Raw genomic sequence first — 20,852 nt, 5'->3', positions numbered from 1 at the left:
GCTAGTAGCCCTGTGCGTTCCCGTCTTTTCGTGGCTCTGTTGCACCTGAGAGGATGCCGTCGTTGTTGCGAGTGATCTGTGCACCGCCAAACATTCGTGGTGCAAGGATCTGCACTGCATGCTCTTTTCGTGCAAGCTTCGCCGCGATGTTATCATCGAACTGTGGCTCAAGTGCGAGCTGTCCATCCTCTCGGTATCGCCAGCGTGGTGCATCTAGCGCCGCCTGCAGTGGCATCTCGTAATCGACGATGTTTGAAACCACTTGGACATGGCCCTGTGGCTGCATGAACCCGCCCATCACACCAAATGCGGCCCAGTCACCGTCCTCAAGCTCGACAAGTCCAGGAATGAGCGTGTGGAACGGCTTTTTCCCTGGCTCGATCTTGTTTGGATGCTCCTCTGACAACGAAAATGACCAGCCACGGTTCTGCAGCGCAATACCAGTCTCACCTGCGACAAGTCCGGAACCAAACCCGGCAAACCTCGAGTTGATGTATGAGACAACATTTCCCTCATCGTCTGCGACAGTCAACAGCACCGTGTCTGCATCCTCCGCGTTTGCGTCTGGAACGCCGATCGACACGTCGTTGTTTGCGGTCTCTCCGATCTCGCTGGCCCGTTCTTTGGCCCATGATTTCGAGCCAAGCGGTGGAATCTCTTCGTACGCTGGGTCTGTGATGTAGTGATGTCCATCGACAAACGCGAGTTTCATCGCTTCGGCAAACGCATGCACGCGCTCCGGTGAGTCGTATGGGTGCTCACCTGCGCCGATCTCCTCAGCAATGTTGAGTGCTTCGAGTGCAATCAGGCCCTGATTATTTGGCGGCAGTTCGTACACGGTTGCACCGTTGTATGTTGTCGAAACTGGGTCTAGCAGCTCCGGCTCAAATGATCTGAGATCTTCAACGGTTAGGAATCCGCCAGCAGCCTGTACTTCCGCTGCAATCGCCTCTGCGATCTCACCTTCGTACACGATATCTGCACCGTGCGCTGCAATCTTCTGCATCGATCGGCCAAGTTTTGGCAGTGTTACATACTGGCCAACGGAAGGCGCTTTTCCATCAAACAGAAACGCATCACGAGCATGTGGCGTCTCAAATATCTCTTCACCATGTTCCCACTGCTCGGCAACAACTTCTGAGACCGGGTAGCCGTCGATCGCATACCGAATCGCTGGTGAGAGCACATCCGAAAGCGACAACGTTCCAAACTCTTCAATAGTAAGCTCCCAGCCGCGTGCGGTCCCCGGAACCGTTACTGCATGGCCGCCAGTTTGTGGCATTTCCAAATTATCCGGGTCGGCGTCGGAATCCTCTTCGAGGATTGCGGATCGGACGTTCTCAAGCGTTGCAGCCGCGGGTGCACCGCCACACGATCGCATTGCGCCAACGTCGCCAGCTGCGGTTCGGTAGAGTGCAAACACATCGCCACCAAGCCCGGTTGAGGTTGGTTCGACAACGTTCAGCGCTGCAGCAGTTGCAACCGCTGCATCAAACGCATTTCCACCCGATTGTAGCGTCTCAATTCCTGCCTGTGCCGCAAGCGGCTGACTTGTCGATACAACGCCTTTTTGTCCGTAGACTGTCGATCGACGCGACCCAAACGCGTCAAGATCCGGCTCAAACTCGTCCATACACGACCATTGGACCATGGGGAGAAAAACACGTGCGAACCCGACTCGATTGCCCCATCATCACACTGAACCGCTGAATTTAGCTACTGTTTCGCATCTGAGCCGAACTCAAACCCAATCTCCGATTCTCCATTTGCTGACACATCTCCTGTCTCAAAGGGATCGCCCTGTTCGGCAGCACGGCCATCGTACGCGTCATCTGCACGCTCATTGGCGGCTTCATCTACCGTGTCTTCGCTGTTGGCGATCTCAGCCTCCGCTGGTTCAATAGTGAACTCCGAGAGCCGATCGGCCAACACCGACACATCATCTGTGAGTTCGATCGCTCGTCCTGCGACATCCTCCAGTACAGCCCGCTGTTGCTCAGCAGCAGACGCAACCGATCGAGCTTCCGATGTTGACTCCTCGGAGATCGTCACAACATCATCAACCGTCGATGCAACCTCTTCGGTCGACACTGCTTGACTCTCCGTTGATTGGTTAATATCTTGAATATTTGAGTCGGTCTCTACGACGTGAGACTCGACCATCTCCAGTGACCCATTTGCCGTCTCGATAACGTCGATTCCGCGTTCTACGCGTTCGTGCACTGTCTCAAAGTCTGCAACGGTTCGATCGGTCTGTGCTTGCAGGTCATCGACAATTGCTTCGATCTCATCAGCTGCTTCTTGGGTTTCCCCAGCCAGCGACTTGACTTCATCTGCAACAACCGCAAACCCAGCACCCGCCTCGCCTGCACGTGCGGCTTCGATCGATGCATTGAGTGCAAGAATATTCGTTTGCTCAGCAACATCACTAATAAAGTCGGTAATCTCTCCGATATCGCCCGCTCGCTCGTCTAACGCGTCGATCGCCTCAACGGTCTGATCTGCTTGCTGTTTGATGTCGTGAATCTCCGAAATAGCTTCGTCCGTTGCATCTTGGCTCTCAGTGACTGCCGTCACGGCCTCTTCGGAGGTTTTTGCCACTGCCTCCGAAGAAGAAGCGATCTCTTCGATCGTTGCAGAGAGGCTGTTCATCTCGTTTGCCACCTGATCGAGATTTGACTGCTGTTCGTCTGCTCCTTGTGCAATTTCGTCGATCGACTGTGCAACCTCCTCGCTTGCGTCACCAACCTCATCAACGTCCGCTACGAGCGCTTCATTCGACGCGTGTACTTGCTCAGCGAATGATTGGACTTCAATAATTGTCTCTTGCCACTCATCAAGCATCAAATTGAATGAGGTCCCAATCTGTTCAAGTGCCTCACTCTCTGACTGCGGATCAAGTCGAGCGGTTAGATCACCGTCTCGACACGTGTCCATTGTCTCTTCATACTCGCGGGCTTTGGTTTCGAGATGGTCTGCGAACGCTTCTGCCTCGGACTGTGCCTGTGCTGCTTGTGTTGCCTGCTCTTCGACCTCGGTGAGCCTCTTTTTTAGCGTATCTCGTATCCGTGTAAAAAGCACAGCCAATTGGCCGAATTCGTCGGTTCGTGAGCGGTCGATACTGACATCGAGATTGCCTGACTCAATCGACTCAGCATAGCCTGTCATCTCGTCCAATGAGTTGTTGATATCCCGCGAAATCACCACCCCGAGCCCTGCAAGCCCGAGGAATGCAATGCCAATGAGAATAAACAGATTCTCCGTTATTTCACCGACTGCTGAAAAGACAGTGGACTCAGGTGCTGCAATCGTCACCGTCCATGGCTCACCATCAACTGGTACAGAGGCGACAACCATCTGGGTGTCATCGATCAGTTCGTGATCATTCGAAACGGTATCGACCCGTGGTTCAGAAACGGGGCTATTGAGATGCGGGAGGCGGTCAAGCCCAAAGTACTGGTTCAAAATCGCACCGGTATCCTGTGCAATAACGACCTCACCATTCGCGTGTGAAACGACTTCGACAACTGAACCATCGATCGGTGTCGCAAGCAACTCTCCGCGAGCAGCAAGATCAGTGACAATGACGATTGCGCGACTGGAGTCACCACCCACGGGACTAATAAACGCCATTCGCTTTTCACCATCTGCTTCGTATGGGTGCGTTGTTTGGACGTGATTAACGCTGTAGAACGTTGATGAATCACGGGCCCATTCTGCACCATCTGCCTCTGGATTGTATCCAATCCGGGACTCGTCAGTGCTTGTCAGAACCTCATCTTCGGCCATATCATAGTAATGAATAGACCGTACATGATCCGGTAGAATATCTAAGTCAGTGAAGAGAAGCTGTTGAATCTCATCGGGATCGCCGTCTGTTACTTCACTCGATCGTGAGATTGTTTCAATATCGTTCTCTCGATCATCGATCCACCCTTCGATCCCTTGTGCTTCACGCTCTGCAGCGGTAATCAGTGTCTGCTCTGCATCCTGCTCAATGGTTGCTTGGGTCTCAACAACGGTGTATGCCCCCGCAACAAGGAGTACCCCGACAACAAGCAGCGCTGCAGCACCGATCTTAATTACATAGCGTCCACGTAACCGGTCATATATCCGCCGAGCAGCGGTCGGCGATTCCTCATCAGCAGCCATATCGAAACAGGATAACAGAATACCAATAAGCCCGTGGGTGAAAATATCATGTGCGATATTTACACACAGTGACTACGTATTTTTGGTCCCACCATCTGTTGATATTGAGGCCGTTTGTGGGCCTAATCCATGCTGTTCATTCTGTTCGTCCACATCCCCCACAGGCAATACCTCGGTGCTCTCTGTCAACTCCTGCTCCGGTTTCTCTTCCACAATAAACTGCGAGAGTTGCTCGCCGAGTGCTGCAACCCGATCGGAAAGCACGGCAGTTCGATCTACGACATCATCAAGTACCACTCGCTGTTGTTCGGCTGCGGATGTAACCGATCGAGCCTCGGCTGTTGATTCCTCAGAGATCGTCACGACATCATCAACCGTAGACGCAACCTCTTCGGTCGAGACTGCCTGCGTTTCGGTTGACTGGTTAATATCTTGAATGTTTGAATTCGTCTCCCGAACGTGTTCGGACACTGTTTCAAGTGAATCGTTGGCGTTCTCAATAACATCGATTCCTCGCTCAACGCGCGTGTGGACAGTCTCGAACTCTTGGACTGTTTGATCCGTCTGCGCTTGCAGGTCATCGACAATTGCTTCGATCTCATCGGCTGCTTCTTGGGTTTCCCCAGCCAGCGATTTGACCTCATCTGCAACGACCGCAAACCCAGCACCGGCCTCACCTGCGCGTGCGGCTTCGATCGATGCGTTGAGTGCAAGGATGTTCGTCTGCTCTGCAACGTCACTGATGAAGTCCGTAATGTCGCCGATATCGGTTACACGCTGATCAAGTCTCTCGATCGCATCCACGGTCTCGTCCGCTTGTGTTTTGATCCCTCTGATTTCTGCAATTGCCGCTTCAGCGTCTTCTTTGCTTGAATCGACGGACGAAACCGCCTCTTCGGACGTTTCCGCAACGGCTTCCGACGAGGAGGCAATCTCTTCAATCGTTGCAGAAAGGTTGTTCATCTCTCCGGCAATCTGATCAAGGTTCGATTGCTGTTCGTCAGCACCGTGTGCAATCTCATCGATCGACGACGCAACCTCGGTACTTTTGTCGTTCACGTCATTGATGTTTGAGACAAGCGTCTGATTTGACGATTCAACGTCTGTCGCAAACTGTTGCACAGAGATAATTGTCTCTTGCCACTCTTCGAGCATCCCATTGAATGACTGTGCGATCTGTTCGAGTGCCTCACTTTCCGACTCTGGATCCAGCCGCCGGGTAAGGTCACCATCGCGGCACTCATCCATGACCGATTCGTACGCTTTGGCCTTCTCTTCAAGATGCGCCGCAAACCCTTCTGCGTCTGATTTTGCTTCTTCTGCGGCTTGTGCTTGTGCTTCAACTTCGGAAAGCTGCTCTTTGAGTGTCTCTCTAATTCGAACAAAAAGTACCGCAAGCTGCCCAAACTCATCGGTTCGTGACTGATCAATATTGACATCGAGATTCCCGGATTCGATCTCTGTCGGGTAGCCGGTCATCTCTGTTAATGACGTGTTTATGTCACGAGAGACGACTGCCCCAAGTACAATAAGGCCAACCAACGAGATCCCAACTAACAATAGAATATTCTGTGTGACTGTCCCAACAGTTCCATAAATGCTGCTTTGTGGTGCGGCGATCGTTACGACCCATGGCTTTTCTTCGATCGGGACGGACGCAACAACCATTTCGGAATCATCAATCAGTTCGTGATCGTTTGTGACGGTATCAATACGTGTCTCTGTTACGTCTGACTGTAGATGCGAGAGTGCATCTAGTGCAAAGTACTCGCGTAAAATGGCATCTTCATCTTCTGCAATGGTGACGGTCCCGCTTTCGGTTGACATTACCTCCATTACTGAGCCATCGATCGGTGAGGCAAGCAGTCCCCCACGGGCAGATAGATCGGTAATAAGAACAATAGCATAGGTTTCCTGTCCCTCAACTGGACTCATAAATGCAAGCAACTTGTCGCCATCCGCCTCGTATGGCTCGAATGACTGCACATGAGAGTCATCAGCAAAGCTGTTTGGTCCAACAGCCCATGGTCGATCGGTGTCTCCTGCATTGAACCCTTCTCGGTTCTGCTGTGTACTCAGTTCGACCTCACCGGTCTCCATATTGTAGTAGTGGATCGATCGTACATGATCCGGTAGCACATCTTGGTACTGATATAGCGTGGATCGGATTGCTGATTCGCTCCCCGATCGAACATCGAACGTTGATCCGATCGCGACGACATCGTTATTCCGGTCGGAAATCCAGCCATCGATCCCTTGTGCTTCCCGTTCGGCTGCTGTCAGCAGCGTTTGCTCTGCGTCAGATTGAATCTCTGCTTGCGTTTGTGTGAATGCATATGCACTCCCCGCAAGCAACAGTGTCGCAATAACCAGTACGGCTGCAGCAATCTTGAAAATATACCTCCCGCGCAACTGGTCATAGAGGCGGCGAACCCCATTCTCACCGCCCTCGTTATTTTGCATGTACGGCAGTCATAAGGTTGGAATATTAAACCCCTCCTTTGAAAATATCAAATCTGATATCGAATCTACGCAGGGTGGCCTACCTAAGCGTATATTACTTTTCGTACGGCCACCGACCACCTGTTTTTAGTTCTGTGACATATCCATCATCGATCTGTTGACGAACTGTGTCGCGTGGTTTGTGTGGAACCTCACAATCCGTTACTGCCACTCGATACACTGCATCCGCAACTAATGTTGCCAGATCACGGATATCTCGGCTGTCGAGTTTATCGATCGTATCGGCGTGGGTGTGACCCCACCCACGGCCGCTTGCATCTGAGGTACTCCCTGCCATAACAGCAGGCACGCCTTCTTGGACAAATGCCCACTGATCGCCGTGTGGTGAGATTGTTTGGTTCACTGATAACGGTGCATCGAACGAGTCCGTAACATCAGTGAACAGCCGCTGGAGCGAACAGAAGCCGTTTGTATACACCCGGAGATTCCGTGAGGTGCCTGCACCATCGATATTGATCACACACGAGACATCAGAGAGGTCGTGTGTCTCAACCCACTGGTAGGCACCGCGAAGGCCAATCTCTTCGGCTCCAAACGTAATGAATCGCACTGGACGTTTCAAATCGGACTCAACGGCAGTAAGTAACCGCCCGACCTCTGCAACGATCGCGGAGCCTGCCGCATTGTCTGCGGCTCCGTCACTAATATCGTGGCTGTCGATATGTGCTGTAAGCAGTACCGCATCTCCCGACTCGGGCCCAAGCTGTGCTTCAACATTTCGTGAGTATGCTGGCTCGTTTCGACACTCCGTAGTCAGCGTCACCGTTGTCGAATCGGTTTCTGCATACCGCGCCAGCCGCTTTCCAACCTCTGCGCTGACACCGATCGCTGGAATGGCCCCCGGCCGATTGTTGTAGCCAACCTCACCAGTTGGAGGCAATGAGCCATCAATGTGATTTCTGAAGATAAATCCGATCGCGCCTCCGTTGACTGCGTTCGAATACTTTTCCATCCGGTGGATCCATCGATCGGCAGTCTCTGGTGTCTCACTTGAGGCCATGACGATCGCTCCTTCCAGCGTGTCTCCTGCGATCTCAAAACTGTCGTACCCACCTGCATCGACATCAACAAGCGGTGCCGTAACGGAGCCGGATGGGGAGCCAGGAAGCGAAATAACATCGTGCGTTCCAGTATGTGTCCGTTCGTGTGGTGTGTCGATCGTCAGTGACGAAGACGCTCTCCACCAGCCCGGAATCTCAAACTCTTCAATCGTTGGTGAGCGAAGTCCGGCCTCTCTAAAGGCAGCTTTCATAACCTGAGCACCACGCCTTTCGCCGTCTTGACCAGCCATTCGCCCGCCGACATCAACTAGCGACGTAAGGGTGTCCCACGCAAACGTGCTAGTCTGTGCATCACCGATAACGTTCGGTGGAAGTGCAACCATACCACATTCTGTATCCCTGCTGGTATCAACGTGCGGAAACCGGAAGTGGATGTTAACCCGATTTGATGTGTATAAGGCCGTAAGGATCATTTAGGTGTGTTACCAATAGACACAATATGTCTATAGATGGTGACAAGCGCGGAGGTGTTCTCAACGATGCCGATCGGCGCGTCCTGATACACTTGCGAGACTTTGGAGCGGAGTATCCCGCACTTGTCGCTAGCAACACCGGGCTCCACATTCCACTTGTTGAACGCCATTGCCAGACGCTTGCACAGCGCGGACTGATTGAAGCGGTAAGCGGGGAGATAATCTATCGAATCACTGACCAGGGAATTGAGCGACTTGAGGCGCTCACGGATCAGCCACGAAAACTGTAGCCTTATACAGTTGATGTGACTGCTGTTTTAATAGCACTCTCTACTGCCCGTTGTTGTAGCTCTAGCGGTAGGCTTGGCTCTGCGGATGCACCACGTACGGCTGTTTCGTGTGCATTTTCTGCTGCCATCTTAGTCGTCAGTGGAAGATGCAGAAATCCAAATTTCGTGTTGTATCCACCGTCTTCGATCGCTGAACCAAGCGTGTACAACGCATTATTGCACAGGTGTGTTCCGGCAGTATTCGAGACATACGCTGGGATCGATGCATCCAGCAGTTCGGTGACTACCGTTTCAATCGGAAGTGTGGACAGATATGCGGCCGGGCCACCGACAGCAATTTGTTCATTAACAGGATCGTTGCCAGCGTTATCCGGTGTTGTCACTGCATCATTTACGTTCACGCCAATCCGTTCGACACTCACTGCCGATCGGCCCGCGGCGAGCCCACATGCGATCGCCACTGACGGTGTATACTCGGATAGATACGCTCGAAGCTGCTCGCCTGCAACGTCAAACGCAACCGGCAACACCCGGCCAACAACCTGCTCACCAGCGATCGTCTCACCGTCAAGCCGCTCTGCGATCATCGCAGTGGGATTCTTTTCATGCTCGCCAAACGGCTCATACCCCGTAATGAGAACCGTCATCTTACCACGCGTACTCCTCGCGTGGGTCTACCGTGTCCTGCGCTCTGTCGAACACGTGTTCGCCATCAACAAACACATGCTCAGTTTGGCTATCAAACTGGTAGAACGGCCCGTCCCAGACTGCAATATCAGCGTCAGTTCCGACGTCCAATGTTCCAACCCGGTCGTCGATCCCGAGAATCTCTGCGGGGTATCGGGTGACTGACGCAAGCGCCTTTGATTGTGGGAAGCCTGCACGCACGGCAAGTGCGACACAGACATCAAGGTGCTGTTGTGGGAGCACTGGTGCATCGGTTTGGATTGCAACTTTCACGCCTGCTTGATCAAGGATCGCTGGTGTCTCGAAGGTGATGTTTCGGAGCTCATACTTTGCACCGGAGTAGAGTGATGGGCCACAGATTGCTGGCACGTCTCGCTTGCGGAACTCCTCTGCAATGAGATGGCCTTCGGTTGCGTGCTCGATCGAGAGGTCCGACAGGTCGAACTCATCTGCGATCCTGAACACGGTCATAATGTCGTCTGCTCTGTGTGCATGTACTCGGAGCGGGAACCCATCTGTCAGCACCCGTGACAGATGCTCCATCCCGAGATCACGATCAAATGGCTCACCGTTCTTATCTGCAGCCGATCGCTTTTCAACGTAATCCTCTGCCTGCATGAGTGCGCTTCGGAGAAGTGCTGCAACACCCGGTCGGGTTTTTGGGGCTCTGTTCTGCTCTTTTCCATGGAACCGCTTGGGATTTTCACCTAATGCCGCCTTCATTCCATCCTCTTGGATGAACATCTCATCAGCCGTGAGGCCATACGTTTTCATCGAGCAGATAACACCGCCAATGACGTTCCCTGATCCCATCCGCGCAGAAACCGTTGTCACCCCGTTTTGGAACGCATGCTTGAGCTCCTCATCTCGGGGGTGAAAGCCATCGAGTGCGTGTACTTCCGGCGTCACTGGATCTGAGCCCTCGTTAATATCGCCATCTTCTGGCTCACCCCACTCAGCCATCCCCGCATGGCTATGGGCTTCGACGAGTCCCGGCGTGACGTAGCTTCCATCCACGTCAATTACGGTTGCGTCAGTTGGTGGTTCGATCGACGGCTCGATCGCTTTAATTACTCCATCTTCAATGAGTAGGTCACCCTCAACGGTCCCCGTATCCGTTGCAGTCTGAATCCGTCCATTTTGGAGAAGGTACATGCGTGTGACAATCCGGGACGCACACAAAACCGTTCGCTTCCAAGCAAGCGAGTTGATTTAGTCAGTCAATCCGTAGCCGCGTTTGAACAGCCACACGTCGATCGATGCAACGACAACGGTTGCACCGGCCAAAACGGCGAGCGAAAGGTTTGGATCGACCTCTGCAACGCCCAAGAATCCATATCGAACTCCGTTTACCATATACACCATTGGGTTCAGAAGCGAAATATCTCGAAGCAGTGGTGTCAGATCATTCAGCGAATAAAAGACCGCGCCGAAGAACACCAGCGGCCGCAGGATGAACTGATTCATCATCGTCAGATCGTCAAAGTCAGTCGCAAGCAGCCCACCGACAACGCCAAGACTTGCAAAGAGCAACACGATAACGATCATAAATGCCATGAGATAGAATGGGTTCTCAACGGGCACTGGTTGATAAAGCGAGCTGATAATTGCTACCCCAACTGCTGCGATAATCACGCCAACTAACAGCCCACGGAACGCAGCCGAGATGATGTACGCCCACACCATCTGTGTGTACGATAGCGGCGATGTAAGCGTTTCATGAATATACTCGTTCCATCGGCCGTGGAAAATCGAAAACGACGCATTTTCGAATGCGTTTGAGATCGCACCCAACACGATCAATCCTGGCAGAATGAACAGAATATACGGCACGCCGATAATCTCACCAACCCGCGCACCCAAGACAACCCCGAACACCGAAAAGTAGAGAATGTTCGTGATGAGCGGCGGTGCAAACGTATTCTTGGGTCGTCGGACATACCGAAGAATCTCACGCTTTGTGAGCGTATAAAATCCAACAGGTAGCGGTGTCCGCGCTGCAAGCCGATCGATCGCGCTCATTGTGTACGCTCTCCGTGTCCGCCATCCGTTGCGATCGGTGCTGCGTGCTCTTTCTCGTCTTGGTCCGACGGTGTTCGATCGACACCCGAATGTGTCATCTCAACAAAAATCTCCTCGAGCGAGGTTCGAGCAATCTCCATATCCACGATCTCAAGGCCTTCCCGGTCAAGCTCTCGAACCAGTGTCGGCGCAATCAGGCCACCCTCTCGTGCCGTCACGATGAGTTGGTCATCGTTCCACTCGATCGATTCGACGCGATCGTCACCCACCAATAGCTGTGGCCGACTGTGTGGGGCGTTGTGGAGGTGGATCGTAATATGGTCCGCACCGCGACCTTTCAGCGCTTCCGGACTTGCGACTGCAACAACGCGTCCCGAATCAAGAATCGCAACCTCATCACAGAGCCGCTCTGCCTCTTCAATATAGTGTGTTGTGAGGAGAATCGTCGTCCCTTGTTCGTTGAGTTCGGTGACGAGATCCCATAGATCACGTCGCAGTTGCACATCAACGCCAGCGCTTGGTTCATCAAGAATCAACAGCTCCGGCTCGGTGACGAGTGCGCGTGCGATCATAAATCGACGCTTCATTCCGCCGGAGAGCCAGTCGAACCGCGTGTTTCGCTTGTCGTAGATACCAACCCGTTTGAGTGCGTCTGCAGCACGGACGCGTGCCTCCGCAGCCGGAATCCCATGGTAGCCGGCCTTGTGTTCTAACACCTCGTGAATTGGAAAGAACCGATCGACGTTGAACTCCTGTGGTGCAAGGCCGATCGCGTCACGGGCTGCACGGTAGTCTGTTTCAACATCGTGCCCAAAGACGAGCGCCTCACCGCCGCTTTTCCGGACAAGACCGACAAGAATGCTAATAAATGTCGTTTTTCCTGCTCCGTTCGGACCGAGAAGACCAAAAAAACTCCCCTCAGGGACGGTTAGTGAGACACCATCCAGTGCCTGCACGTCCCCGTATGATTTTCGGAGATTGGTAATCTCCAGTGCGTTTGTCATTGTATGAAAATCGGCGCTGAGCGGGTTAAAACGCGCGAAACAACAGTGAGTGCTACTCTTCGTCAAACAGCTCGTCGAACAGTTCGCGTACGTTTGTTTCAATCTCGGAGCGAATCGCTCGAACGCGCTCTGGATCTTTGCCATCCGGATCTTCAAGCGCCCAGTCACGAACGTCCACGTCATCTGCGTCCAGTTCGAGCGTTGAACAGCCCATTGTTGCGACAACATTGCACGACTCCAGCGCTTCTGTTGAGATCTCTTGTGGTGTTTTTTCTGAGAGATCGATATCAAGCTCGGACATCGTTTCAACAACGCCCTTATGGACGTGTCCAGCAGGGTGTGTACCGCCAGTAAGAATCTCGACGTTGGTTAGCCCTCGTCTTTCAACCTCTCGTTCTGCAAACGCTGCAGACATTTGGCTGCGGCCTGCATTCTGGACACAGACGAATGCGAGACGTGTTGTATCACCAGCAGTCTCTGCGTCGTTCGACTCCGACGCGTGGGATTCTGACATAGCGATAGATTTCACAACAAGCCCAATAAACGTATTGACTCAAACGCCGAATTTGGTACGTAGGACTATTGAGAGCTCCATATACAACATATCTTTAGATATAGTGTCACCGTGTGTCATGGTTGGAAAACGTTTATGATAAATCCACCAGATAGCTCAGGTACGGCGTTGTTCACCAACGCACTCACACCACAATGATCACCACACCCTCTCGCAATCGGTCCGCTGTGAATCCTCACAGTGTGGCGGCTGCGATCAAAGGGGCGTGGATGGTCATTGTACGTGTAACACCACTTGCGGCTCCATATGGGGCGGCAGCTGGTGTTACTGGTCGCTTCACTCCCCTCGCGGCATAACATAACTTGTTCACTGCGCGGGACGCGGTTCGATGCCGCATGGGATGGTGCGACCGTCTATCCTTCTTCCTGCGCAGCGACACGTTGAGCCGTGACCCGAAACTGAAACTGAACCGACCGATCCGCTTCCACAGGCGCTGCCTGGGGGCGAGACGGCGGGCCAACTGGCCACGGTCGCCGTTGCTCTCGACGTGTTCGACTCACGATGGAAGCGTTATGTCAGTCACAATCTGCAAACTGACGGTACAAGCCGACCTGACCGTGACGATCTCGCGCCATGCACCTGGCGATCTCGAAGCTGGCGTTCGACGACAGCTCGAGCGAATCGCTGGCGTCTCAGTCCGATCGCTCACGCTCTGTGGTCTCCAACCAGGGTTAAACGATCTGACGGTTGAGGCACATGCAGAGCTGTTGACCGACGATATTGACGAGATCGAGGATTCGACGAGCGATGCTGTTGCAGCGCGGCTTGCATCTGGATTTGGTGTCTCACCACAACAGGTTCGGATCCAACAGCAAGATAGCCTTCCCGATCGCTAGCCCGACTCAAAATTAGTCGTCTGCGGGATAGCTTCGACGCTGCGTTTGGTTTTCGGACTGTATCGCCGAGATATCAACATACTCGTTTTCAACGCTATGCCCACGGCTGAGGCGCGCTTGGATGTGAATAATCTGCGAGGAGACGGTATCCCACTTCAATAAAACAAACCCAACGAAGATGACTGCAAATCCGGAAACGGTCTGTCCGGTGATCGATTCGGATAACATCAGCCAGCCGAAAACTGCTGCAACCACCGGGACAATATAGTTCACGAGGCTGATCTCAATCGCACCGATCTCTTCAAGCAGATCAAAGTAGATCACAAAGCCGATCGCACCGGCGACGATTGCCAAGTACAGAAGCGAGATGACGGTCTCAATGTTCCAAACAACCGTGGAGATCCCAGCCTCGCCACGGAGCGGGCTTCCAATATGCAGGCTAAAAGCGCCAATGAGCATCATCCACGCCTGTGATGGAATAAGCTCCATCCGAGCAGGGAGCCGCTTGACAAGAACAGCTCCAAATGCAAAACTCGCCGCAGAGAGCACAAGCAAGAGGACACCGACGGCGGTTCCGTCAACCGCGCTTGGATCCGGTGAGGCGATGAGTGCAACGCCAACGAGTCCAAGCAGAATGCCGATCGCACCGGAGATCCCAACGCGCTCATCAGGGAGCAACACCCATGCAAAAAGCGGTGTCAGGATTGGTGCCGTGCTCAGAACGATCGCTGCAATTCCACTCGTCACGTAGGTCTGTCCAATGAATAAGAATGCAAAGTGGACGCCGATCACAAGGATACCTCCAACGGAGACGAGAAGCCACTCATCTTTCCCGTGCGGTCGCCACTGATCTGCTGCGATCGCGGCATACGCTAATAAGAGGACGCCAGCGATGTCGTACCGGAGTGCCGCAAACAACAGCGGTGGAAGCGCTTCAAGCCCAACAGAGATGGCTACAAATGAAGTTCCCCACAGAACTGAAAGCAGTGCAAACAGGATCGTATTTCTATATTGTATCAGATTTATAAACATTATCTATGTATCGTGTGTCTGTCGTGGAAAACACGTATGAGGGGCTTAAACAAAAGTATTCTCGGAGTTCTGCTAGCAACCCACACGACTCATTTGGCAGTAAAGCTCGAATAATCGATATATTTCAGTATGGTACCATACCACAGATCTTGCTCCGCAGAAGGGCAAGACAGTTATTCGTTCGCTTGGATGTGTCGGTATGGGTATTCTCGCGGACGCACAGGCTGTTATTGATGCGGGTCCTGTGTGCGATGGCTGTCTCGGTCGGGTTTTTGCCGATCGAAGCTTTGGGTTGACAAACGAACACCGAGGACAAGGGCTTCGAACAGCCGTCGCGCTGGATGACGATGAGCCGTATGAACCAGTTTCCCCGGCGGAGTGTTGGGTTTGTGAGGGCCACTGTGACACCTATGATGAATGGGCTGAAAGAGCAGCAACAGCGGTTGCAGACATTGAGTTTGGAACGTACCAAGTCGGCACTCGAACACCACCGCTCATTGAAGAAAACGATGTGCTCCTCCGCGAAGATGCTGGGCTCGATCCGGATGCAGGCGAGCTATTCAAATCCGCATTCAACCGTGAAGTTGGGAAACGTATTGGCGCACTGACCGGGACCGACGTTGATTTCACCCGGCCGGATGTCCAGTTCACGATCGAACTTGCGGTTGATCGGATTGACACGAACATCAACTCCGCATTTGTCTATGGACGCTATCGGAAACTCGAACGAGATATCCCACAGACTGATTGGCCATGTAGAGAGTGTCATGCGAGCGGACGAAACGGACGACAGTCCTGCGACCACTGCGGTGGTTCTGGCTACCTCTATGACGACAGCGTTGAGAGCTACACTGCACCGATCGTTGAGGATGTCATGGATGGAACGGAAGCGACGTTCCACGGTGCAGGCAGAGAGGATGTTGATGCACTCATGCTTGGAACTGGCCGCCCATTCGTTGTTGAAGTGATGGAACCACGGCGACGGATGATCGATGTTGACCAGCTAGAAGGTGATATTAACGCCTTTGCAGACGGTGCAGTCGAGGTTGAAGGGCTCCGACTGGCTCGCTACGATATGGTCGAACGGGTGAAAGAGTTGGACGCCTCAAAGACATACCGAGCGGAGGTTGAGTTTGGTGATGATATCTCTGCGGATGCACTCCAATCGGCTATTGAGACGCTTGATGGGGCGACGATCGAACAGTACACGCCGCAGCGGGTTGACCATCGTCGTGCAGCACTCACCCGTGTCCGAGAGGTACTGACTGCAACTGCAGAACATGTCGACGATCGGCATGCGATTGTTGAAATTCACGGTGAAGGTGGACTCTACATCAAAGAACTCATCTCCGGTGATGATGGGCGAACCGAACCAAGCCTTGCTGGATTGCTCGATGTCTCAGCAGTTGTCACTGCACTCGATGTTACCGGTGTCGAGGGCGTAGCGGAGCCATTTGAACGCGAAGAGTTCTTCATTGGGGAGTAGTCACACATATGCCAGCGAAGATTCGATGTGGCGTTGATGAGGCTGGGAAAGGACCAGTTATTGGACCGATGGTCGCTGCGTGCGTTCGTGCAGATGAAACCGCACTCCCCTCCGGTATCAACGACTCAAAACAGGTCACCCCAACGAAACGCGAATCGATCGCACAGACGCTTGTTGCCGATCCATCGATCGAGATTGGTCTTGGTATCATTACGGTCGAAGAGATCGACGATCCAGAGACGGATATGAACTCACTCACTGTACGTGGGCAGGTGCGGGCGATCAACGCAGTCGTCAACGAAGCTGATGAGGTCGTTGTTGATGCGGGAGATGTATCTGCAGAACGGTTTGGGAATCGAATTGTTGATGGGGTTTCAACGCCAGTGACTGTTGTCTCTGAACATCGTGCTGATGAGACGTATCCACTCGTTGCTGCAGCGTCGATTGTTGCCAAGGTTGAACGCGATCGTCGAATTGAGACGCTCAAAGCGGAGTATGCTGACTTTGGTGATCTTGGAAGCGGCTACCCGAGTGATCCAAATACGCGATCATTCCTTGAGACATACATTGCTACCCACGGTGATGTACCAGCATGTGCGCGCCGATCGTGGGCGACGTGTGATGACTTGTTGGCGGCCGCCTCACAGTCAGGGTTGAGTGATTTTGACTGAATCAACCTCCCATTGTCTCTTATATATTGATGTCGTACTCATACGTCTGTGACGAGTGTTGATTCCACTCCGGTAGACCCTCCGTTTCATCGATCGCGTCAGCGAGAGTTTTATTCGCTGTGGATTGCAGCAACTTCGACGTACGGCGTCGGTGACATCGTTACGACGATTGCACTCGTTGACTTTGTTTCCGAACTTCGTGAAGCAAATCCGCTTGTTCGATGGGCCATGAGTGCGTATGGTATCGAAGGACTCGTTGCGATCAAACTCGCTGCATTCATGATTCTCATTTGGGTGAGTCTGTTGGGCTCGCGCGACCACGATCGGTTTCTGTACTATTTCCCACCGATCGTACTGACGCTCGTTGGAGTATTTTTAACAGCCTCCAATCTCTGGCTGTTATTCACCGTGTAAAATAGGGGTATTGCAGACCGCAGCGTTACTTATCGGTAAGCAGGTACCGAAGAATGTCACCGTACGCTGGACGGGTGACAAGCACACCAACAAGCACACCGAGGATGGTAAAGATCGCGAATCCACGAAGATCACCGAGCGAAAGGATCGCAAGCGGTGACATCGCAATGATTGTTGTTGCGGCAGCCGCACCAATGACCCAGAAGGCCTTCCGGAAGCGTGAGTCGAACACCTTCCGGCTATGCACATCGCCTTCGGCCATCACCCCATCAGCGATAATAATCAGATCGTCCACGCCGGTACCGATCACCGCAATGAATCCTGCAATGACTGCAAGATCCAGCGGATAGCCAAGTGCAGCAGCAAATCCGAGGAGAATAAACACCTCGGAAAGCGCTGTTACAACCATCGGGGCAGCAACTTTTGGCTCACGGTAGCGTAAGAAGACGAATCCCGCGACACCAAACACGGCCACGATTCCAACAATCAGAGAGTTCGTTCGGAACTCTTCACCCTGTGTTGGCGAAATGAACGAGGTTGTTCCTGCTTCAATATTAAGCGGTGCTGGAAGTGCACCTGCGCGGAGGTTTACCGCAACACGCTGTGCATCTTCGAAGTCACCGGTGGTGAGGATGAAGTTTGGACTCTGTGACCACTCGCCCGATCGCATGCTGTCTGCAAGTCCAGGGTTCATTCCGAATGAGTTGACCACATTGTCATCAACAACAAGCAGGAGACATGGGTCGGTGTTCTCTGGACTCTCCTCATATCGACAGGTAGAGCCACCCGCTTGTGCAACACCAGTATCAACAAGCAGTTGCTCGAACTCCGGTGCCACCGAACTACGCACCGTCACTGGAACGTGCGGGCCGCTTTGGTCATCTTGTTGGGCAGTTCCGATCGTCTGGAAATCATCCTGTGTCAGTGCAGCGGTTTCAGTGACGTACTCGCCGTCATCATCCTGATAATAAATATCAATTCGCACTGACCCTCGCTCTTGAATGAGGTCAATCACATCTTGCCGACCTTCACCAGGGACTTCAACCATGATGAAGAACTCGCCGGCCTCACGGACGGTACTCCCTGAGAGCCCTGCCTCGTTGACTTTGCCTTCAAGAACGCTGATTGCCTCTTTCCGAGTTTGTTGGGTAACGCCTGTGCTTATGTCACCGTACTCGTATCCAGCAGCATCCATTGCAGCTGCGAACTCCTCTTCTGTCACATTCTCATTGACAACCTCAACTGTCCCTGGCTCGTCTTCAAACTCCTGTCTTGCAAGGACATCGGTCTCCTCTATGCCCTCCAGTTCGTCTGCGACGTTCGACGGAACGTCTGCCTCACTATCACCACCAAAATCAACCGAATCTGCAGTCATCCCGATTAATGGCGCTTGGATTCGGGTTCCACCAGCAAGATCAAGCCCATACTGGAGGTTAGTCACTCCTTGTCGTGCATCCGCATCTTCACCCCCGACACCAGCCTCTGGCGCCATCGTTGGAGAGAACAGTGCAAACGCTGCCAGTAAACAAATGATGATGAGCAGCGTCACACGGTAGTTTTCCTTGATTTTCTCGAACATCTATCGTTTCACCCCTTCGTATTTATACCAGCGAAGCAGGCTGACATTCAGCAGATATGTGTTCATCAGATCAGTCAGCAAGCCAATAACGAGAATGATCCCGATCGCCGTTAGGAGACCAATCCCAAAGATCCATGCTGCGATCGTCATCACCGTCATCGCTGCGATCGACGTCACGGTCATCGTGACACCGGTCCGCATCGCCCAGTTTGTTGACTCATAGAAGTCACCTGTTCGCCTGAGAATGCTATTGTTCAACAAGATATCGGAGTCCACACTGTAACCAATCAACATCAGTAACGCAGCAACGGTTCCGAGCGTCAGTTCAATCCCAAGCAGATTCATCATTGCAAGCGGGACCATCACGTCAGAGAATGCCGATGCAACGACCGCAACGGATGGGACAAACGTTCGGAACATGGCAAATACAAGCACGCTCATTCCAGTGAACGCAACTAACAGCCCACCAAGTGCGAGGAACTGCGTATCGGAGCCGAAGCTCGGTGAAACCGAATCGATCGCCCGGACTTCAAACCCTGCATCATTCGCTTGGGATTCCAACTCGCTCGTTGAAGCATCACCTGCCCGGAACGTAATAATGTATGAGCCATCGCTTGCAACCTGTCTCACCGAGTCTGGCTCTGCTGCAAATGCTTCATCGATCTGTGCGCGCGCATCGCCGTCCTCGACGTCAATTCGTAGCTCTGTTCCGCCGATGAACTCCAATCCCGGATTCACCGGATACCCGGTTGCGACATACCAACCACCAATAATAAGAAGGGCAACTGCAAGCACGGCAAGCGGCACCGCCGCAAGTTGCCGGTTGCTGTAGTCGGTATAATCAATCTCCGGTACCTCAAACTCAACCATACAGTTCGGTGGTTGTGGGCGTTGAATAAGCCTTCTCATGTATTCGGCAGAAACCGCCCACTTTTCATCGCTATTGTGACGCTACATTAGAGAATACACGTCCGAAGCTACACACCTGTTAGATCACGGTAGATATCGGATACTCACAACGCCAGGCTCCGATCGAACTTCAACACGATTGACACCGATTCGAGCTGCACGAGAGAGCGTTCCTTCTCGATCGTCCACTACATCTGCAACGGCCTCGTCAGTTGTCTCTTCAGGGACGGTCAACACATGTAGCTCGCCAATCCCTGCACGCGGTTCTCGCGCTAATTCGCCAACAGCTTGCTCAGCTGCAAGCTCGCGTTCTTGTTGTGTCGGTGGTTCCTCGCTTTCGGCAATCGAGAGCGATCGGCGTTCTTGTACGTCCACAAGCTGCCATGAGACCTCAAGCGGTGGATCTGGCGCAACAACCCCTTCGACGGCATCATCGACAGCAATACCCGGGTTTGTTGAGAGCGTGTGTACCTGTCCGTCATGGACGTCTTTGAGCACGGCAGAATCTGCATCTGCATGGGTTACAAGAAACGTGCTCTCTTTTTTTGATTCCTCTGCAGTCATTGACAGCGTTTGGGCAGCAAAATGTTTGGGCGTTTCGGAGCGGAAGAACCGCACCTTATGTTGAGAGTGTTTTGTGTGCGATATAAATTACAATCCCTGCGATCGTTGGTGGGACAACCCCTGCCACTTGTGGGAGTGCATAGAGAAACCCGATGATCGGCGCATGCACACCGGTCACAACCTCTTGTTGCACCGGCTGAACGGTGATAACCAGCCCAACATAGAGCGAGAATAAAAAGACGAATCCAGTGACTGCGAGCATGCTATCATATCGATCGGACACCTCGATAGAGCGTCGATGTCGCCGCGCAACATACAGTGTTGGTGCGAGAAGTGGTCCTGCCAAAAACAGGCCGATCAGCACGTAGAGCGATCGAGAGAGCGTGAGCGCCCCTCCAGGTGATTCTGCGGTCTCACCAAGAAGCACAACAAGCCCTGACAGGACAACCACGGCAATGCCAACCGCCGCTAGCGTTCCGATAACAACATACAGTTTGAAAAGCCGTGAGCTACTCCGCCGGAACGCGTACGGAACTGCGCCAATGAGACCACGGTAGCCGTCTGCCATTGTCTGCTCTATGTATGCAACTCGTTTAATGGCCACGGGATTCCGTTGGGTGGTGTTAGGCACACTG

General features: G+C 52.9%; 19 protein-coding genes. 5 read left to right on the top strand and 14 right to left on the bottom strand.

Going from position 1 to position 20,852, the window contains the following annotated elements; all coding sequences use genetic code 11:
• Nucleotide 1: 1 nt before the first annotated feature.
• From AArcSt2_RS07275 to AArcSt2_RS07260, 4 genes are all read right to left on the bottom strand, one after another.
• Nucleotides 2-1,633: a gamma-glutamyltransferase family protein gene (locus AArcSt2_RS07275; protein ID WP_250583568.1), complete on the bottom strand. Its 1,632-nt coding sequence runs from the start codon at nt 1,631-1,633 to the stop codon at nt 2-4.
• A gap of 83 nt (nt 1,634-1,716) precedes the next feature.
• The gene (locus AArcSt2_RS07270; protein ID WP_250583567.1) at nt 1,717-4,152 is read right to left on the bottom strand and encodes a methyl-accepting chemotaxis protein; all 2,436 of its coding nucleotides are present in this window, start codon (nt 4,150-4,152) and stop codon (nt 1,717-1,719) included.
• Nucleotides 4,153-4,224: 72 nt separating this feature from the next.
• Nucleotides 4,225-6,615, bottom strand: a complete 2,391-nt coding sequence (locus AArcSt2_RS07265; RefSeq protein ID WP_250583566.1) for a methyl-accepting chemotaxis protein — start codon at nt 6,613-6,615, stop codon at nt 4,225-4,227.
• A 94-nt stretch (nt 6,616-6,709) separates the two neighbouring features.
• Complete coding sequence (locus AArcSt2_RS07260) at nt 6,710-8,059, bottom strand: M28 family peptidase (RefSeq protein WP_250583565.1); 1,350 nt, start codon at nt 8,057-8,059, stop codon at nt 6,710-6,712.
• 116 nt (nt 8,060-8,175) lie between these two features.
• Between AArcSt2_RS07260 and AArcSt2_RS07255 the strand changes: the two genes are divergently transcribed.
• Complete coding sequence (locus tag AArcSt2_RS07255) at nt 8,176-8,439, top strand: DUF2250 domain-containing protein (protein WP_174652207.1); 264 nt, start codon at nt 8,176-8,178, stop codon at nt 8,437-8,439.
• A gap of 2 nt (nt 8,440-8,441) precedes the next feature.
• Here AArcSt2_RS07255 and AArcSt2_RS07250 read toward each other — a convergent pair whose 3' ends face one another.
• Genes AArcSt2_RS07250 through AArcSt2_RS07230 form a run of 5 tightly spaced genes read right to left on the bottom strand, consistent with a single transcriptional unit; the run spans nt 8,442 to nt 12,666 of the window.
• Entirely contained in the window at nt 8,442-9,086 is a 645-nt protein-coding gene (locus AArcSt2_RS07250; RefSeq protein WP_250583564.1) for a pyroglutamyl-peptidase I, read from the bottom strand.
• A gap of 1 nt (nt 9,087) precedes the next feature.
• Entirely contained in the window at nt 9,088-10,281 is a 1,194-nt protein-coding gene (locus AArcSt2_RS07245; RefSeq protein WP_250583563.1) for an amidohydrolase family protein, read from the bottom strand.
• 57 nt (nt 10,282-10,338) lie between these two features.
• The gene (locus AArcSt2_RS07240) at nt 10,339-11,148 is read right to left on the bottom strand and encodes an ABC transporter permease (RefSeq protein WP_174652204.1); all 810 of its coding nucleotides are present in this window, start codon (nt 11,146-11,148) and stop codon (nt 10,339-10,341) included.
• Complete coding sequence (locus AArcSt2_RS07235; protein WP_250583562.1) at nt 11,145-12,152, bottom strand: ABC transporter ATP-binding protein; 1,008 nt, start codon at nt 12,150-12,152, stop codon at nt 11,145-11,147. The genes AArcSt2_RS07240 and AArcSt2_RS07235 overlap by 4 nt, the downstream gene beginning before the upstream one ends.
• A gap of 52 nt (nt 12,153-12,204) precedes the next feature.
• The gene (locus tag AArcSt2_RS07230) at nt 12,205-12,666 is read right to left on the bottom strand and encodes an arsenate-mycothiol transferase ArsC (protein WP_302928524.1); all 462 of its coding nucleotides are present in this window, start codon (nt 12,664-12,666) and stop codon (nt 12,205-12,207) included.
• A gap of 572 nt (nt 12,667-13,238) precedes the next feature.
• On the opposite strand from AArcSt2_RS07230, the gene AArcSt2_RS07225 reads away from it, so the two are divergent.
• Complete coding sequence (locus AArcSt2_RS07225; RefSeq protein ID WP_250583561.1) at nt 13,239-13,562, top strand: hypothetical protein; 324 nt, start codon at nt 13,239-13,241, stop codon at nt 13,560-13,562.
• A gap of 12 nt (nt 13,563-13,574) precedes the next feature.
• Here the strand turns inward: AArcSt2_RS07225 and AArcSt2_RS07220 are convergent, their stop codons facing one another.
• Nucleotides 13,575-14,594 carry a DMT family transporter gene (locus AArcSt2_RS07220; RefSeq protein WP_250583560.1) on the bottom strand — a complete coding sequence of 340 codons (1,020 nt, stop codon included), beginning with the start codon at nt 14,592-14,594 and terminating at the stop codon, nt 13,575-13,577.
• 199 nt (nt 14,595-14,793) lie between these two features.
• Between AArcSt2_RS07220 and AArcSt2_RS07215 the strand changes: the two genes are divergently transcribed.
• The 3 genes from AArcSt2_RS07215 to AArcSt2_RS07205 are packed head-to-tail and all read left to right on the top strand — an operon-like array spanning nt 14,794 to nt 17,165.
• Nucleotides 14,794-16,080 carry a tRNA pseudouridine(54/55) synthase Pus10 gene (locus AArcSt2_RS07215; protein ID WP_250583559.1) on the top strand — a complete coding sequence of 429 codons (1,287 nt, stop codon included), beginning with the start codon at nt 14,794-14,796 and terminating at the stop codon, nt 16,078-16,080.
• A gap of 20 nt (nt 16,081-16,100) precedes the next feature.
• Nucleotides 16,101-16,751 carry a ribonuclease HII gene (gene rnhB, locus AArcSt2_RS07210; protein ID WP_250583797.1) on the top strand — a complete coding sequence of 217 codons (651 nt, stop codon included), beginning with the start codon at nt 16,101-16,103 and terminating at the stop codon, nt 16,749-16,751.
• Nucleotides 16,752-16,799: 48 nt separating this feature from the next.
• Nucleotides 16,800-17,165 carry a DUF5658 family protein gene (locus AArcSt2_RS07205; RefSeq protein WP_174652199.1) on the top strand — a complete coding sequence of 122 codons (366 nt, stop codon included), beginning with the start codon at nt 16,800-16,802 and terminating at the stop codon, nt 17,163-17,165.
• Between the two features lie 25 nt (nt 17,166-17,190).
• Here AArcSt2_RS07205 and AArcSt2_RS07200 read toward each other — a convergent pair whose 3' ends face one another.
• The 4 genes from AArcSt2_RS07200 to AArcSt2_RS07185 all read right to left on the bottom strand — a co-directional run bounded on the left by AArcSt2_RS07200 (nt 17,191) and on the right by AArcSt2_RS07185 (nt 20,785).
• On the bottom strand, nt 17,191-18,744 hold the full coding sequence (locus AArcSt2_RS07200) for a preprotein translocase subunit SecD (RefSeq protein WP_250583558.1): 1,554 nt from the start codon (nt 18,742-18,744) through the stop codon (nt 17,191-17,193).
• Nucleotides 18,745-19,614 carry a protein translocase subunit SecF gene (gene secF / locus AArcSt2_RS07195; RefSeq protein WP_250583557.1) on the bottom strand — a complete coding sequence of 290 codons (870 nt, stop codon included), beginning with the start codon at nt 19,612-19,614 and terminating at the stop codon, nt 18,745-18,747. It lies immediately after the preceding gene.
• 123 nt (nt 19,615-19,737) lie between these two features.
• A complete protein-coding gene (locus AArcSt2_RS07190) occupies nt 19,738-20,217 on the bottom strand; it encodes a DUF5812 family protein (protein WP_174652196.1) in 480 nt (159 codons plus the stop codon).
• 55 nt (nt 20,218-20,272) lie between these two features.
• Entirely contained in the window at nt 20,273-20,785 is a 513-nt protein-coding gene (locus AArcSt2_RS07185; RefSeq protein WP_174652195.1) for a DUF8056 family protein, read from the bottom strand.
• Between the last annotated feature and the right edge of the window lie 67 nt (nt 20,786-20,852).

Source organism: Natronocalculus amylovorans (assembly GCF_023638035.1).
GTDB lineage: Archaea > Halobacteriota > Halobacteria > Halobacteriales > Haloferacaceae > Natronocalculus > Natronocalculus amylovorans.
The sequence above is the reverse complement of the archived record's forward strand: the minus strand, read 5'-3'. Positions and strand labels throughout refer to the sequence as shown.

What these genes read in the sequence shown, in the direction of transcription:
- AArcSt2_RS07220 (WP_250583560.1), bottom strand. Translation starts at nt 14,594, where the DNA reads ATGTTTATAAATCTGATACAATATAGAAATACGATCCTGTTTGCACTG.
- AArcSt2_RS07225 (WP_250583561.1), top strand. Translation starts at nt 13,239, where the DNA reads ATGTCAGTCACAATCTGCAAACTGACGGTACAAGCCGACCTGACCGTG.
- AArcSt2_RS07185 (WP_174652195.1), bottom strand. Translation starts at nt 20,785, where the DNA reads ATGGCAGACGGCTACCGTGGTCTCATTGGCGCAGTTCCGTACGCGTTC.
- AArcSt2_RS07270 (WP_250583567.1), bottom strand. Translation starts at nt 4,152, where the DNA reads ATGGCTGCTGATGAGGAATCGCCGACCGCTGCTCGGCGGATATATGAC.
- AArcSt2_RS07240 (WP_174652204.1), bottom strand. Translation starts at nt 11,148, where the DNA reads ATGAGCGCGATCGATCGGCTTGCAGCGCGGACACCGCTACCTGTTGGA.
- secF (WP_250583557.1), bottom strand. Translation starts at nt 19,614, where the DNA reads ATGGTTGAGTTTGAGGTACCGGAGATTGATTATACCGACTACAGCAAC.
- AArcSt2_RS07250 (WP_250583564.1), bottom strand. Translation starts at nt 9,086, where the DNA reads ATGACGGTTCTCATTACGGGGTATGAGCCGTTTGGCGAGCATGAAAAG.
- AArcSt2_RS07275 (WP_250583568.1), bottom strand. Translation starts at nt 1,633, where the DNA reads ATGGACGAGTTTGAGCCGGATCTTGACGCGTTTGGGTCGCGTCGATCG.
- AArcSt2_RS07190 (WP_174652196.1), bottom strand. Translation starts at nt 20,217, where the DNA reads ATGACTGCAGAGGAATCAAAAAAAGAGAGCACGTTTCTTGTAACCCAT.
- AArcSt2_RS07235 (WP_250583562.1), bottom strand. Translation starts at nt 12,152, where the DNA reads ATGACAAACGCACTGGAGATTACCAATCTCCGAAAATCATACGGGGAC.
- AArcSt2_RS07200 (WP_250583558.1), bottom strand. Translation starts at nt 18,744, where the DNA reads ATGTTCGAGAAAATCAAGGAAAACTACCGTGTGACGCTGCTCATCATC.
- AArcSt2_RS07260 (WP_250583565.1), bottom strand. Translation starts at nt 8,059, where the DNA reads ATGGTTGCACTTCCACCGAACGTTATCGGTGATGCACAGACTAGCACG.
- AArcSt2_RS07230 (WP_302928524.1), bottom strand. Translation starts at nt 12,666, where the DNA reads ATGTCAGAATCCCACGCGTCGGAGTCGAACGACGCAGAGACTGCTGGT.
- AArcSt2_RS07215 (WP_250583559.1), top strand. Translation starts at nt 14,794, where the DNA reads ATGGGTATTCTCGCGGACGCACAGGCTGTTATTGATGCGGGTCCTGTG.
- AArcSt2_RS07255 (WP_174652207.1), top strand. Translation starts at nt 8,176, where the DNA reads ATGTCTATAGATGGTGACAAGCGCGGAGGTGTTCTCAACGATGCCGAT.
- AArcSt2_RS07245 (WP_250583563.1), bottom strand. Translation starts at nt 10,281, where the DNA reads ATGTACCTTCTCCAAAATGGACGGATTCAGACTGCAACGGATACGGGG.
- AArcSt2_RS07265 (WP_250583566.1), bottom strand. Translation starts at nt 6,615, where the DNA reads ATGCAAAATAACGAGGGCGGTGAGAATGGGGTTCGCCGCCTCTATGAC.